Source organism: Pseudomonas putida NBRC 14164 (assembly GCF_000412675.1).
GTDB lineage: Bacteria > Pseudomonadota > Gammaproteobacteria > Pseudomonadales > Pseudomonadaceae > Aquipseudomonas > Aquipseudomonas putida.
In genome coordinates this window covers 131,220-146,252 of record NC_021505.1, presented here as the reverse complement: position 1 = coordinate 146,252, position 15,033 = coordinate 131,220, and the positions used below count along the sequence as shown (strand labels likewise).

14 protein-coding genes are annotated in these 15,033 nt (G+C 63.0%); 8 read left to right on the top strand and 6 right to left on the bottom strand.

Annotated elements, in window-relative coordinates:
* The first annotated feature begins 21 nt into the window (after positions 1-21).
* The 6 genes from PP4_RS00680 to PP4_RS00655 all read left to right on the top strand — a co-directional run bounded on the left by PP4_RS00680 (position 22) and on the right by PP4_RS00655 (position 6,182).
* On the top strand, positions 22-1,428 hold the full coding sequence (locus tag PP4_RS00680; protein WP_016497437.1) for a M16 family metallopeptidase: 1,407 nt from the start codon (positions 22-24) through the stop codon (positions 1,426-1,428).
* A gap of 121 nt (positions 1,429-1,549) precedes the next feature.
* Positions 1,550-2,572, top strand: a complete 1,023-nt coding sequence (locus PP4_RS00675) for a DUF5924 family protein (RefSeq protein WP_016484295.1) — start codon at positions 1,550-1,552, stop codon at positions 2,570-2,572.
* Between the two features lie 114 nt (positions 2,573-2,686).
* Entirely contained in the window at positions 2,687-3,820 is a 1,134-nt protein-coding gene (locus PP4_RS00670) for an ABC transporter permease (protein WP_041167477.1), read from the top strand.
* Positions 3,817-4,608: an ABC transporter ATP-binding protein gene (locus PP4_RS00665; protein WP_016497435.1), complete on the top strand. Its 792-nt coding sequence runs from the start codon at positions 3,817-3,819 to the stop codon at positions 4,606-4,608. Before PP4_RS00670 ends, PP4_RS00665 begins: the two co-directional genes overlap by 4 nt.
* A 3-nt stretch (positions 4,609-4,611) precedes the next feature.
* The gene (locus PP4_RS00660) at positions 4,612-5,550 is read left to right on the top strand and encodes an MlaD family protein (protein WP_016497434.1); all 939 of its coding nucleotides are present in this window, start codon (positions 4,612-4,614) and stop codon (positions 5,548-5,550) included.
* Positions 5,547-6,182, top strand: coding sequence for an ABC-type transport auxiliary lipoprotein family protein (locus tag PP4_RS00655; protein ID WP_016497433.1), 636 nt, complete (start codon positions 5,547-5,549; stop codon positions 6,180-6,182). The genes PP4_RS00660 and PP4_RS00655 overlap by 4 nt, the downstream gene beginning before the upstream one ends.
* On the opposite strand, the gene PP4_RS00650 is transcribed toward PP4_RS00655, so the two are convergent.
* From PP4_RS00650 to PP4_RS00625, 6 genes are all read right to left on the bottom strand, one after another.
* Positions 6,164-7,393, bottom strand: coding sequence for a nucleoside recognition domain-containing protein (locus PP4_RS00650; RefSeq protein WP_016497432.1), 1,230 nt, complete (start codon positions 7,391-7,393; stop codon positions 6,164-6,166). The genes PP4_RS00655 and PP4_RS00650 overlap by 19 nt on opposite strands.
* 237 nt (positions 7,394-7,630) lie before the next feature.
* Complete coding sequence (gene gltP, locus PP4_RS00645; protein WP_016497431.1) at positions 7,631-8,959, bottom strand: glutamate/aspartate:proton symporter GltP; 1,329 nt, start codon at positions 8,957-8,959, stop codon at positions 7,631-7,633.
* Positions 8,960-9,703: 744 nt separating this feature from the next.
* The gene (locus PP4_RS00640) at positions 9,704-10,174 is read right to left on the bottom strand and encodes an inhibitor of vertebrate lysozyme family protein (protein WP_041167476.1); all 471 of its coding nucleotides are present in this window, start codon (positions 10,172-10,174) and stop codon (positions 9,704-9,706) included.
* A gap of 2 nt (positions 10,175-10,176) precedes the next feature.
* Complete coding sequence (locus PP4_RS27555) at positions 10,177-10,338, bottom strand: DUF1328 domain-containing protein (protein ID WP_003252966.1); 162 nt, start codon at positions 10,336-10,338, stop codon at positions 10,177-10,179.
* 43 nt (positions 10,339-10,381) lie between these two features.
* Complete coding sequence (locus PP4_RS00630) at positions 10,382-10,702, bottom strand: hypothetical protein (protein ID WP_016497429.1); 321 nt, start codon at positions 10,700-10,702, stop codon at positions 10,382-10,384.
* Between the two features lie 174 nt (positions 10,703-10,876).
* Positions 10,877-11,698: a BON domain-containing protein gene (locus tag PP4_RS00625; protein WP_016497428.1), complete on the bottom strand. Its 822-nt coding sequence runs from the start codon at positions 11,696-11,698 to the stop codon at positions 10,877-10,879.
* 210 nt (positions 11,699-11,908) lie between these two features.
* Here PP4_RS00625 and algB point away from each other — a divergent pair, with 210 nt between their 5' ends.
* Both algB and PP4_RS00615 read left to right on the top strand, forming a co-directional pair.
* Complete coding sequence (gene algB / locus PP4_RS00620; RefSeq protein WP_016497427.1) at positions 11,909-13,255, top strand: sigma-54-dependent response regulator transcription factor AlgB; 1,347 nt, start codon at positions 11,909-11,911, stop codon at positions 13,253-13,255.
* The gene (locus PP4_RS00615) at positions 13,252-15,033 is read left to right on the top strand and encodes a KinB sensor domain-containing domain (protein ID WP_016497426.1); all 1,782 of its coding nucleotides are present in this window, start codon (positions 13,252-13,254) and stop codon (positions 15,031-15,033) included. The genes algB and PP4_RS00615 overlap by 4 nt, the downstream gene beginning before the upstream one ends.

Genomic DNA, 15,033 nt, shown 5'->3' with positions numbered 1-15,033 from the left:
CCAGAGGATTCTCGCTCGCCCATGCGTTGCCTGATGTTCGTTTGTCTGCTGATCTGCAGCCTGTCCTCATTGGCCCTCGACCGCTCACGCGTTGAGGGCTACCTGCTGCCCAACGGCCTGCAGGTCATCCTGAAAGACGGCTACGAGCGTGACCATGTGGCGATCCGCCTGGTGGTCGGGGTCGGCCTGGACGACTTCGATTGCGAGCAGAAAGAACTGCCGCACCTGCTTGAGCACCTGCTGTTCAGCGGCATCGACGAAACAGGCGAGGGCGGCCTGGAAGAGCGTTTGCAAACGCTGGGCGGCGAGTGGAACGCCTATACCAGCAGCGCCGACACCACCTTCGTGATCGAAGCCCCGGCGCGCAACCAGCGCAAGGTACTCGACCTGCTGCTGGCGGTCATCCGCGACACCCCTATCGATGCCAAGGCCCTGGTCACCGCCAAGCGCATCATCGAACGCGAAGATGGCGGCCATTATGGCCACCTGCAGCGCTGGCTCGACCGCCAGGACATCGGCCACCCCGCCAGCGATCAGCTGGCCACCGAGCTGGGCCTGAAATGCCCGGAGCGCTCCAATATCGACGACATGACCCTGGAGCAGGTGCAAGCCTTGCGTGACCGCTGGTACGCGGCCAACAACATGACCCTGATCATGGTCGGCGGCCTCGACCGGCTGCTGCCGGCTTATCTGGAACGGACCTTTGGCGAACTGCCAGCCACCGAACCGGAGGAGCGCCGCAACCTGGAGAGCATCACCCACCAGGCCGAACAACGTCGCCACCTGACCCGGGGCTGGCTGGGTGACAGCGTCAAACTGCACTGGCTGTTCATCGAGCCGGTGCTGGACAACGACCACCAGGCCACCCTCGACCTGCTGTCGCGCTACCTGGACTGGGCGCTGTACGACCAGCTACGCCTGCGCAACGGGCTGTCCTACGGTCCATCGGTGCAGCGCGAGAGCTTTGGCGACACCGGCCTGCTCAGCCTCAACGCCGACCTTGAGCGCGATGACATCGACAAGGCGGTAAAGGTAATGCAGGCCCTGTTCGAGCACCTGCGCAAGGAAGGCCTGGACCCGGACACCTTCGCCCGCATCAAGGACGCTAGCGTCGCCAAGGAGAGCTGGAGCACCCAAGGCAACAGCGCCCTGGCCGACTATTACTGGGGCGCGCTGAACGACTATACCGACGGGCGTTTTGCCAACCCGGTGCGCAAGCTGCGCCAGGTCAGCCTGGAACAGGCCAACGCGGCGCTGAAAGAACTGCTCAGGGAAGAGGGCTACCTGCGTATCGAGAAGCCGTTGCTTGGCTACGACGAGCTTTACGGGCTGGCCGCCTTGCTTGTGGGGCTGATCCTGGCGGCAGGGTTGCTGCGCTGGCGACGGCATGGGCCTGAACGGCCGAGTGGTGCTACACGGGAGCGGTGAATCGGCGGTATCCTTTTGCCAGTACCGGCCCCTTCGCGGGCGTTAGCGCCGAACCCTATGGGAGCGGGCAAGCCCGCGAAGGGGCCGTACAGCCACCTCACCCTTTCTGTTGTAGCCCCCAATGCCCCAAATCCCCCATATCGTCCAGCGCATCATCGAACTGCTCAAACGCTACCCCGGCATCATCGCGCTCGGCGGTTTCCTCTCCGGTATCGGCAGCTTCATCCTGGTCGACCGCCAGGCCGGCCTGGCCAGCTGGGTTGCCGTACTCATGCTGGTCAGCTGGGTCTGGCTGATGCTGGAAAACACCCTCACCGGCCTGTTCGCCCGCACCTTCAACCGCGAAATCCCGCAGCCGCTGTTGCGCTACGCGACGCAGATGATCCACCAGGAAACGCTGTTCTTCGTGCTGCCGTTCTTCTTCATCACCACCACCTGGAACAGCGGCCAGCTGGTATTCACCGGCTTGCTCGGCGCCGCGGGCCTGATTTCGATCATCGACCCGTTGTACTACAAGTGGCTGGCACCGCGGCGCTGGCTGTTCCTGGCGCTGCATACCCTGACGCTGTTCGCCGCCCTGCTGACCGCACTGCCGATCATCCTGCATCTGACCACCGCGCAAAGCTTCAAGCTGGCCCTGATCGCGGCCATGGCCCTGTCGTTCCCCAGCCTGGCCAGCAGCTTCCCGATCAACAACTGGCGCCGCGCCGTGGCGCTGGTACTGGTTACCCTGTCGGTCGGTGCCGGGGGCTGGCTGCTGCGCTCCTGGGTACCGCCAGCCACCCTGTGGATGACCGAGGTGGCGGTGAGTACCGAAGTGCTGAACCGCCAGCCAGGCGAGTCGCTGGACGAGATTGCCGCCAGCCGCATCCGCAGCAGTGGCCTGTACGCCTACACCGCCATCAACGCACCCCGCGGCCTGAACGAGCGGATCTACCATGTGTGGCAAAAGGACGGTAAGGAAGTTGACCGCATCGCCCTGGACATCCACGGCGGGCGCAAGGAAGGCTACCGGGCCTGGACCCACAAGCAGAACTTCCCGCCAAACCCGGTGGGCAAATGGCAGGTCAGGGTGCTGACCGAAGATGGCCAGGTGATTGGCGTACTGCGCTTCAAGGTGGTCGACGACACGCCAGCGCAGTAAATGAAAGGGGGCGCTATGCGCCCCCGGGGCATCAACACACAGCACATAATCACCAAACAGCCCATGCCCGCTGCGCTATGATCAGCCCCTAAGCCTTAGCGCCGAGTCAATTGCATGGAGCCTATGACCACCCCCAGCGCCACCCTGGACGCCAGCAGCCAACCGGCCTGCCTGCGCATAACCGGTGACTGGACCCTGGCGCACTACGCCAGCCTCAGGCGCGAGAGCGAGCAGCTGCGCGCCCAATACCCTGCCGACACCGTCGCCGATCTCAGCCAACTGGGCCGCCTGGACACCGCCGGGGCATCGCTTCTGGCCGAGCTGCTTGGCTCCGAGCGCCTGTCACACTGCACCGAAGACCTGCCCGAAGCCAGCCGCGCACTGCTCAAGAACGTCTACTGCTCGGTCCAGGACTACTGCATCCCGGTCAAGGAGCCCGAGCGCAACGTACTGCTGATGCTGCTGGAACGCATCGGCCGTGCCGTCGGCACCCTGTGGCAAGACTCCATGCAGTTGCTGGGCTTCATCGGGGTCATCCTCGAAACCCTGCTGCGCCGCGCCCTCACACCGCACCGCTGGCGCCTCACGCCGGTTGTTGCACACATCGAGCAGACCGGGCTGGACGCAGCCCCTATCGTCGCCTTGCTGACCTTCCTGGTAGGCGCGGTGGTGGCCTTCCTCGGTGCCACGGTGCTGGCCGCGTTCGGCGCGACCATTTTCACCGTCGACCTGGTGGCGTTCTCGTTCCTGCGCGAGTTCGCCGTGCTGCTGACCGCCATCCTCATGGCCGGCCGCACCGCCAGCGCCTTCACCGCGCAGATCGGCTCGATGAAGGCCAACGAAGAAATCGACGCCATCCGCACCCTGGGCCTGAACCCCATGGAGCTGCTGGTGGTGCCACGGGTACTGGCGTTGCTGATTACGCTGCCCTTGCTCACCTTCATCGCGATGATCTGCGGCATCGTCGGCGGCGCAGTGGTCTGCGCCCTGTCGCTGGACATCTCACCGGCCATGTTCCTGTCGCTGCTGCAAAGCGATATCGGCGTGCAACACTTCCTGGTGGGCCTGGCCAAGGCGCCGTTCTTTGCCTTCCTGATCGCCGCCATCGGCTGCCTCGAAGGCTTCAAGGTCAGCGGGAGCGCCGAATCGGTGGGCGCACACACCACCTCGGCGGTGGTGCAGTCAATTTTCGTGGTCATCGTGCTGGACGCCGTGGCCGCCCTGTTCTTCATGGAGATGGGCTGGTGAGTGACCGGGAAAAAGTGATCGAAGCCCGCGGCATCTGCAACCGCTTCGGCTCCCAGGTTGTGCATGAAAACCTGGACCTGGACCTGTACCGTGGTGAAATCCTGGCCGTGGTCGGCGGTTCGGGCAGCGGCAAGTCGGTACTGCTGCGCAGCATCATTGGCCTGCGCCGGCCCAATGAGGGGCTGATCAAGGTGTTCGGCCAGGACCTCGCGGGCCTTGGCGAAGAGCAGCGCTCGCTGGTGGAACGGCGCTTCGGCGTGCTGTTCCAGAAGGGCGCGCTGTTCTCTTCGCTTACCGTCACCGAGAACGTAGCGTTGCCGTTGATCGAACACGCCGGGCTGTCCCGCGCCGATGCCGAGCACCTGGCCGGCGTGAAGCTGGCCCTGGCCGGGTTGCCCATTTCCGCCGCCGACAAGTACCCGTCCTCGCTGTCGGGGGGCATGATCAAGCGTGCAGCGCTGGCCCGTGCCCTGGCACTGGACCCGGACATCCTGTTTCTCGACGAGCCCACCGCCGGCCTGGACCCGATCGGCGCCGCCGCGTTCGACCAGCTGATCCTGACCCTGCGCGATGCACTGGGCTTGTCGGTGTTCCTCATCACACACGACCTCGACACCCTTTACACCATTACCGACCGCATCGCGGTGCTGTCGCAGAAAAAGGTCCTGGTGGCCGGCCCGCTGGCCGAGGTCGAACAGACCAACGACGCCTGGATTCAAGAATACTTTCACGGCCCACGCGGGCGCGCCGCCGAGCAGGCCGCCACCCGTGCCGGGCAGGAGCGCTGAGCAATGGAAACCCGAGCCCATCACGTTCTTATCGGCCTGGTCACCGTCCTGGTGGTGGCTGGTGCCATGCTGTTCGGCCTTTGGCTGACCAAGTCCAGCGTCGATGACGCCTTCAAGGATTACGAAGTGGTGTTCAACGAAGCCGTTTCCGGTCTGTCGCGCGGCAGCCCGGTGCAGTACAACGGCATCAAGGTCGGCGATGTATCCACCCTGCGACTGGACCCGAAAGACCCGCGCCGGGTACTGGCCCGGGTGCGCCTGAGCGGCGACACCCCGGTAAAAGAAGACACCCAGGCCAAGCTGACCCTGGCCGGCGTGACAGGCAACTCGTTCATCCAGCTCAGCGGCGGCACCCCCCAAAGCCCGGAACTGAAAGGCAAGGATGGCAAGCTGCCGGTGATCATTGCCTCGCCATCGCCGATCTCGCGACTGCTCAACGACAGCAGTGACCTGGTCACCAACATCAACCTGCTGCTGCACAACGCCAACCAGATGTTCTCCGAGGACAACATCGGCCACCTCAGCAGCACCCTGGCCAACCTCGACAAGACCACGGGTGCCTTCGCCGGCCAGCACGGCAGCATCGCCCAGGCCATCGAGCAACTGGTGCAGGTGGGCAAGCAGGCCAGTGCCACGTTGGCCGAAACCCAGGCACTGATGCGCAATGCCAACGGCCTGCTGGCCAGCGATGGCAAGCAGGCAATCGGCAGTGCCGAACAGGCCATGCAGTCCTTGGCCGAAAGCACTGCCACCATCAACAACTTGCTGAAAAACAACAGCGAGGCCATCGGCGATGGCGCCCAGGGCCTGAACCAGCTCACCCCAGCCATTCGCGAGCTGCGCGAAACCCTCAACGCGCTAAAAGGCATTTCCCGGCAACTGGAGGCCGACCCGAGCGGCTACCTGCTCGGCCGCGACAACAACAAGGAGTTCCAGCCATGAAACCGTCGATGCGCCTGCTGGCCCTCGCGGCCGCGCTTAGCCTGGCCAGTGCCTGCTCAATCCTGCCCAAGACCGAACCCTTCGACCTCTATCGCCTGCCGGTAAACCAGCCCAGCCGCACGGCGGCGCCGCTGGACTGGTCCTTGCGCCTGAACAAGCCGCTGGCCAGTGAAGTGCTGGCGGGTCCGCGCATTGCCGTCATCCCGCAGGGCGATGTGGTCAGCAGTTACAAGGGCGCGCGCTGGAGCGATGCGGCCCCGGTGCTGCTGCGCAACCGCCTGCTCGATGGTTTTCAGCGCGACGGCCAGGTGCAGCGCCTGAGCGCCGACGACAGCAACCTGCAGGCCGACTACGAGCTGGCTGGCGAGCTGCAGGCGTTTCAGAGTGAATACCGCCCGGGCGGGGCAGTGGAGGTGGTGATCCGCTACGACGCGCGTCTGGTCCAGGGCCGCACCCAGCGTATCCTGGCCAGCAAGCGCTTCGAGATCCGCCAGCCGCTGGCCGACAAGCAGGTGTCAGCGGTGGTCGCCGGATTCGGCCAGGCCAGCGACCAGCTGGTGGGGCAGGTGGTGGGTTGGACCATTGGCAAGGCCAACCAGGCTCAACTGAAGGTTCAGGCGAAGAACCAGTAGCAGATGAAAATCGCCGCAATCACCCCGGAAAACTCGGCCAGCAGTGCGCAACCCACCGCATGGCGCACGCGCTGGATGCCCACGGCGCCAAAGTACACGGCCAGTACGTAGAAGGTGGTTTCGGTGCTGCCTTGAATCGTTGCCGCTACCAGGGCCGGGAAGCTGTCCACGCCTTGGGTCTGCATGGTCTCGATCAGCATGGCCCGAGCTGCGCTGCCGGAGAACGGCTTGACCAGCGCGGTGGGCAGGCCCTCGACGAAGCGGGTATCCAGGCCCATCCAGTTCACCGCATGACGGATACCGTCCAGGGCCAGCTCCAGGGCGCCAGAGGCGCGCAGCACACCCACCGCCACCAGCATCGCCACCAGGTACGGCAGCAGGTTCTTGGCCACGTCGAAGCCTTCCTTGGCGCCTTCGACAAAGGCTTCATACACCTTCACCCGCCTCATGGCGCCAATCACCAGGAATAGCATGATCACGCCAAACAGCGTGAGGTTGCCCAGGATCGATGACAGGCTAGCCAGCGCGGCGGCCGACAGGGTGCCAAGAAACGCCATGAAACCGCCCAGCAGCAAAGCGCCGGGGATGAAGTAGGCAAGCACCACCGGGTCCCACAGACGCAAACGCTGCATCACAGCCACCGACAGCAGGCCGACCAGGGTCGAGACGCTGGTCGCCAGCAGTATTGGCAGGAACACCATGGTCGGGTCGGGCGCGCCCTGCTGGGCCCGGTACATGAAGATGGTGACCGGTAGCAGCGTCAGCGACGAGGCGTTGAGCACCAGGAACAGGATCTGCGCGTTGCTCGCGGTGGTGCTGCTGGGGTTCAGCTCCTGCAGTGCGCGCATGGCCTTCAGGCCAATCGGCGTGGCGGCGTTGTCCAGGCCCAGGCCGTTGGCGGCGAAGTTCATGGTAATCAGGCCCAGGGCAGGGTGGCCGGGCGGTACCTCAGGCATCAGGCGGGCAAACAGCGGGCCCAGCACCTTGGCCAACCATTCGACGATACCGGCCTTCTCGGCGATCTTCAGAAAGCCCAGCCACAGGGTCAGGGTGCCGAACAGCAGCACCATCACCTCGACCGACAGCTTGGCCATGGCAAAGATGCTTTCGACCATTGCCGCGAAGATGCCAGCGTTGCCGCCTACCAGCCATTGGGCCAGGGCGGACACCGCCGCCACCAGGAAAAAGCCAAGCCAAAGGCCGTTGAGCATCCGCGTGTACCCCCTGAAAAATGCCCGAATGATAGCGTATCGCAGCCCCTGACTGGCGATCGCAGGCGAAGGCTGCGCCCTCGTATCGCGACACAAGGCCGCTCCCACAAAGATCGGTGAACGCCCGCCCTTGTGGGAGGGGCCTTGCGTCGCGATAGGGCCGCAACGCGGCCCAAGATCTCACAGACAACAAAAAGCCCCGACAGGTCGGGGCTCTTGGTCAAGCTGCCATCAGGCTCAGCGCTTGGCGGTTTCGCCAGCGACTACAGCTTCCTTTTTGTCGGCCATCAGCGAGGCGTAGTACTTCTCACCCTTGGCCGCGTCGTACATGCCTTCCCAGCGCGCGATGACCAGTGCCGCCAGGGCGTTGCCCACCACGTTCAGCGCGGTACGGGCCATGTCCATGATGCGGTCGACACCGGCGATGAAGGCCAGGCCTTCCAGCGGGATGCCCACGCTGCCCAGGGTAGCCAGCAGGACCACGAACGATACGCCCGGCACGCCAGCGATGCCTTTGGAGGTGACCATCAGGGTCAGCACCAGCAGCAGCTGCTGGCTCCACGACAGGTCGATACCGTACAGCTGGGCGATGAAGATGGCCGCGATGCTCTGGTACAGGGTCGAACCGTCAAGGTTGAAGGAGTAGCCGGTCGGTACCACGAACGAGCAGATCGACTTCGGCGCGCCGTACTTTTCCATTTTCTCGATCACGCGCGGCAGCACGGTTTCGGAGCTGGAGGTGGAGTAGGCCAGGATCAGCTCATCTTTCATGATGCGCATGATCTTGATCACCGAGAAGCCGAACACGCGGGCCACCAGGCCCAGCACCATGAAGGCGAAGAAGGCGATGGCGAAGTACACCAGCAGTACCAGCTTGGCCAGCGGCAGCAGCGAGCTGAAGCCGAAGTTGGCCACGGTCACGGCGATCAGGGCGAACACGCCGATCGGGGCGTAGTTCATGATCATGTGGGTGACCTTGAACATGGTTTCCGAGACGGCCTGGAAGGTGCGTACCAGTGGGTCGCGCAGTTCTGCCTGCAGGCTCGAAAGGCCCAGGCCGAACATGACCGAGAAGAAGATGATCGGCAGCATTTCGCCACGCATCAGCGCTGCGAAGATGTTCGACGGGATCAGATTCAGCAGGGTTTCGATGAACGCGTGCTCATGCTGCACCTCAGCCGCAGTGGCCTGGTACTTGGAGATGTCCACGGTACCCAGGGTGCTCATGTCGATACCGGCGCCCGGGTGGAACAGGTTGGCCAACACCAAACCCACGACGATGGCGATTGTGGTCACCACTTCGAAGTAGATGATGGTCTTCAGGCCGATGCTGCCCAGTTTCTTCGCATCGCCAACCCCGGCGATACCCACGATCAGCGACGAAATCACGATCGGGACGACGATCATCTTGATCAGGCGAATGAAGATGTCACCGGCGGGCTGGAGGACGTTGCTGATCCACCAGGCCTTTTCCGCGCTGAAGTGGTTCAGCAGCGCGCCGATTGCAACGCCCAGGACCAGACCGATAACGATCTGCCAGGCGAGGCTCAGTTTTGCCTTCTTCATGTCTTTACCCTTTGTTCTAGTGGTCATGGCACCGGACGAAAACGCCCGTGACAGAGCCATTGGCCAGGTCACGGGCAGCAAATCAATCCATCCGGCGACTTCATGTAAGGACAGCGCAGGCGAGCGACAGGGCGCTCTGGCCAGCGAAAAAGGCGGCAACTATTGCGATGGCAAGGGGGGAAATCTAATGCCGGAAACGCATACCCCATACCGCTTACGCATACTGGTTCGCACGAAAATAGGGCGCTCGCAAGTGCTTGATTTATAACGTTCGGAATCCCGAACAAGACCAAACCGCCATATTTCGGCAGATTTGACGGTATGGGATGGAGAGGGAAGATGGCCTGTTCGACAATCCGAATGGCGGAAATGACACTTGAAGACGCGTCATTGAAGTCGAAAAAAATTGACGTGCGGTCGAGACAAAATGTGTCTCAAGGTAAAAATCGCGCAAGAGAAGAGGTGTTTTCTGCAGGGCTCCTCGGAAGTCAGATCGGCTCAGGTGTCCCTTTGACACCGCCGATCTGAGACTTCCGATTCCGCCTTTCCTGACCCGGCCCATCGCTGGAGGCACTCCCTGTACCCCTAGGCCACTCCGATCCTGCAACAATCAGAACAGCCCGGCCCCTTGGTCATGTGCTGCCCCTCCTCGGGGCGGCGCATCATAGAAGGCTGAAATATAGAAAGGTTCAGCTTCTATTACGTGACAGTCGGTGACCTTTCATCCGTACCGGCAACAAAGGCTCAGTACCAGTTCGGGTCACGCTTGAGCTGCTCCTGCAGCATTGCCTTCATGCCGTCGTCGGGTTCGCCCAGCCAGCGGTACTGCGCATGGCGAGTGGGCGACTTGTCACTCGGCAAGCCTTCGGGTACCTCCACGAGCATCCCGTAGGCATCATCCTTGTCCCAGCTGAATGCAACGATCAGCCGCTTGTAGGTGCAGTTGTCCTGCGACTCGCACAGCGGGCCTACCAGATACTTGTCGCCATCTTCGGTCACGGCGGACATCTGCTGCTGGGCACTGCCGGTCAAGTTGACCACCCAATCAGGCAGGCGTTCCTCGCCCTTGATTGTGTCCTGCCAGGTTTCCCGGTACTCCGGATCCGAGCCGAGCAACTGGTCGACCCGGACCTGGCCGTCATTGGCCGCCATCGCCGCCGCACTGCCACCCATCAGCAGGGCGGCAGCCAGGGCTGTTGAAAGCATCCTGCTCATCTTCAACCTCGTCCACGTCCAAAGAAGAAGGAGGCTACGAACAGCACCAGGAAGACAATGAACAGGATCTTCGCGATACCCGTCGCAGCGCCGGCGATACCACCGAAGCCCAGTACGGCAGCGACAATGGCGATGATGAGGAAAGTGATAGCCCAACTCAGCATGGTGGTTCTCCTTTCTTTTTCAGAATCGGTCCGGATCGGCAGGTCAGAAGACCCAACGGTCCTGTGGTACGACATTTTCCAAGGTGGCCGGGGAGGCAGTCGCCTGGCCAGCGGGCAGCGGGTCAGCGGGCAGCGGGTCAGCGGGCAGCGGGTCAGCGGCCTTGACCAGGGTATTGGCACGGGTTGCCTGAATCTGCGTCAACAGTGCAGTCTGCGCTGCTACCTGCTCAGCCAGGCGCGCGGTCTGCCAGCTGTAATAAAAGAGGCCAGCGGCCAAGGTCAGCAGCAGCGCCATGCCGAGTGTCAGCATCTGGCGCAGGGGCAGTGCGGCGATCTGCGAGCGATTGACGGATTGGCGGTTCATGCCGGCTCCTCCTGCTGTAATTTTTGTTCAAACCTGAACAGGTAATTGCAGCCTGCATGCCAGCCTTGTTAATTAAATTAAATCCTTATAAATCAATTACTTAACTAGATAGCAGATGATCCCCAAGCGCGTATCCTGCACGATGGGGCCTGCGGGGTCGTGCGAATTGCACGATCAGCCTTCCACCTTGGTCGCCACCTTGAGCAAGTCGGCATCCACCCCGCGTACACCGATGATCTGCCGGGCGATCTCCACGGCGATGGTTTTCTGCTCAGCGCTGACTACCTCGCCCGATAGCCGCACCATCCCCGCTTCGCTGGCCACTTTCAGGTTCAAGCCATCGAGATTGCGGCTGAAGCGGTAGCTGTTCTGGATCTTGTCGATGATCCAGCTGTCACTCGGCTGCGGCCCGGTTGGCGCGCCCACGGGCATTTCCCGCGCCTTGGCCATGGCCGCGGTATCCAGGCTGACCAGGTTGTTGACCAGGTGTACGCCGTCGGTGGTACGCGCCACCACGCCTGCCAGCTCCTTGGCTTCGGCACTGTCGACCCTGCCGCGCAACGTCACCACGCCGTCACTGCTTTGTACTTCTATAGGGGCCTTTTCGGTGGTGCGGCTCCACAACAGCCGGGCACGGATCACCGCCGCCAGGGTGGCATCCTCCAGGCGTTGGGCGTAGGCACGTAGCTCCAGCGGGCGCTCAACCAGTTGGGCATTGACCTGGAGCTGGTTCTCCACCTGTTCGATGCCCCGGGTAGCCCGCGCCACATCTTCAGCCAGTTGCCGCTCGACCTCGTTCTCCACCTCACCTGAAAGCCGCGCCTGCTTGCCGTCCACCTCTACCTTGATACGAAATGGGTTGAGCATGCGGTTCAATGACAGCGCGGTTTGCAGGGCGCCTTCCAGGCGCGCGTCCTGCACAGGGTCGGCGAAGGCCGGGGTAAAGATTGGCAGCAGGGTAGCTGCCAAAACAGCTGTACGTAGGTAAAAGGGCATGGCAGTGCCTCCTTCGTAGGCAAAATCTGAAAATCATCGCAACCAATGTGCCACCGCGTGCCTCTAAGCAAATCATTGGAATATCGCGGTCTGCAGGCATCATTTGGCCATTGGCTAGCATGCAAAGGACAGAATCCTTCAGAATTCACCATGCAACTTGCCCGATTTTTCCCACACTATATGTAGATCTATCCTTAAGGAGCGCAGGAAATGGAATCAGCCCAGGACAACCAAGGCCGCATTCTGCTGGTGGATGACGAGTCCGCGATCCTGCGCACCTTCCGCTATTGCCTGGAAGACGAGGGCTATAGCGTGGCCACGGCCAACAGCGCCGCCCAGGCCGAAACCTTGCTGCAGCGCCAGGTATTCGACCTGTGCTTCCTCGATTTACGCCTGGGCGAGGACAACGGCCTCGACGTACTGGCGCAGATGCGCATCCAGGCACCCTGGATGCGCGTTGTGATTGTCACCGCGCACTCGGCGATCGACACGGCGGTGGACGCCATCCAGGCCGGCGCCGCCGACTACCTGGTCAAGCCCTGCAGCCCCGACCAGCTGCGCCTGGCCACCGCCAAGCAGCTGGAAGTGCGCCAGCTTTCCGCGCGCCTGGAGGCACTGGAAGGTGAAGTGCGCAAACCCAAGGACGGCCTCGACTCGCACACACCGGCCATGATGGCGGTGCTGGAAACCGCCCGCCAGGTCGCCACCACCGACGCCAACATCCTCATCCTTGGCGAGTCCGGCACCGGCAAAGGCGAGCTGGCCCGGGCCATCCATGGCTGGAGCAAGCGTGCACGCAAAGCCTGCGTGACCATCAACTGCCCGTCGCTGAATGCCGAGCTGATGGAAAGCGAACTGTTCGGCCACACCCGCGGCGCCTTCACCGGCGCCAGCGAAAGTACCCTGGGGCGGGTCAGCCAGGCCGACGGGGGCACGCTTTTTCTTGACGAGATCGGTGATTTTCCGCTGACCTTGCAGCCCAAGTTGCTGCGGTTCATTCAGGACAAGGAATACGAGCGCGTCGGTGACCCGGTTACCCGGCGCGCCGATGTACGCATTCTGGCCGCCACCAACCTCAACCTCGAAGAGATGGTGCGCGAAAGCCGCTTCCGCGAAGACCTGCTGTACCGCCTCAATGTCATTACCTTGCACTTGCCGCCCCTGCGCGAGCGCAGCGAGGACATCCTGACCCTGGCTGACCGCTTCCTCGCCCGCTTCGTCAAGGAATACTCCCGCCCCGCCCGGGGCTTCAGCGACGAAGCACGCTCGGCCCTGCTCAACTACCGCTGGCCCGGCAACATTCGCGAACTGCGTAACGTGGTAGAGCGGGCCAGCATCATCTGCCCGCAAGAACGTGTGGAAATCAGCCACCTGGGCATGGGTGAACAGCCTGCCGGCAATGCCCCGCGCGTGGGTGCAGCACTAAGCCTGGATGAGCTGGAGCGCGCCCATATCGGCGCCGTGCTGGCGGCCAGCGACACCCTCGACCAAGCCGCCAAGACCTTGGGCATCGATGCCTCCACCCTGTACCGCAAACGCAAGCAGTACAACCTATGAAGTGGCCACCCATGAAGCTGCGCACGCGGCTTTTCCTCAGCATATCGGCGCTCGTGACCGTGGCATTGCTTGGGTTGTTGCTGGGCCTGGTCAGTGTGCTGCAGATGGCCACGGTGCAGCAGCAGCTGGTTCGCGAGACCACCCATGCCTTGGAAGTGGGGCTGAAGTTGCGCCAGAACCTGGGTGAACAGCTGACCCTGATTCTTGATGAAGACACCGCCCCGGAAAGCCTGCGGCTGTTGCAGGAAAACTTCCAGGCCCTGCTAAACCAAGGGCTGGAGCAAGGCGGTGAGCGCACCGGTTTCAGCAAGGCCAGCAGCAATTACCAGACGTTCCTCCAGGCCTATCGCGACAGCGCCGCCCCCGCTCGCAGCATGGGTGTGGATCAACCGCTGGGGGCCGCGTTCAACCAGGTGCGCAGCGACCTGATCGATTCCCACAGGCAGGCATTGGACCTGATCACCCGTAGCGAGGAACGCACCCGGGACCGCGCCTTGCTGGTCAGTGGTGTGCTTGGCTTGATGGGCCTGGTGGTGCTGGTACTGGGCTTTATTACCGCGCACAACATCGCCCGGCGTTTCGGCCAACCGATCGAAGCCTTGGCCATCGCGGCCGACCAACTGGGCAAAGGTAATTTCGACGTCACACTGCCAGTCACCCAGGCCACCGAGCTGAACCAGCTGACCCGCCGCTTCGGCCTCATGGCCGATGCCTTGCGCAAGCACCAGGCCACCAACGTCGACGAGCTGCTGGCCGGCCAGCAGCGGCTGCAGGCCGTGCTCGACAGCATCGACGACGGCCTGCTGATCATCGACCGCCAAGGTCGCCTGGAGCACCTCAACCCGGTGGCGCAACGCCAACTGGGCTGGAACCACAGCCGCGTGGGCAGCAGCCTGGCCGAGGCCCTGCAGCGCCCGGAACTGGAGCAGCAGCTGCGCCAGGTGCTGCGCGGCGGCAGCCTGGACCGGCCGCCGGACGACTTGAACATGGAGGTCGATGAAGAAGCGCGCCTGCTCACCTACAGCCTCACCCCGGTCAGCCACCCGCAGGGCCCGATCCTTGGCGCGGTGATGGTGCTGCACGATGTGACCGAGCAGCGGGCATTCGAACGCGTGCGCAGCGAGTTCGTGCTACGTGCTTCCCACGAGCTACGCACCCCGGTCACCGGCATGCACATGGCATTCGGCCTGTTGCGCGAGCGGGTCAAGTTCCCTGCCGAGGCGCGCGAAAACGACCTGCTGGAAACCATCGGCGAAGAAATGCAGCGCCTGACCCAGCTGATCAACGACCTGCTCAACTTCTCCCGCTACCAGAGTGGGCTGCAGAAACTCGATCTGGCCCCCTGCGCCCTTGACGAACTGCTGGAGCGGGCGCAACTGCGTTTTGCCGAGCAGGCGGCACACAAGCAGATCGAGTTGACCAAGGAACTGGAACCGCCGCTGCCGCGCCTGCGGGCTGATGCTGCCCAGTTGGACCGGGTGCTGGACAACCTGCTGCACAACGCCATCCGTCATACCGCCAACGGCGGGCGTATCCGTTTGCATGCAAGACGGCATGCGGAGCGGGTGATCATCAGTGTCGAGGACAACGGCGAGGGCATTGCCTACGGGCAGCAGGGGCGCATCTTCGAGCCCTTCGTGCAGGTAGGCCGCAAGAAAGGGGGTGCAGGGCTGGGGCTGGCGTTGTGCAAAGAAATCGTGCAGCTGCATGGCGGGCGGATGGGTGTGTTTTCCCGGCCGGGGCAGGGGACCCAGTTCTATATGGCGCTGCCGGTTTGA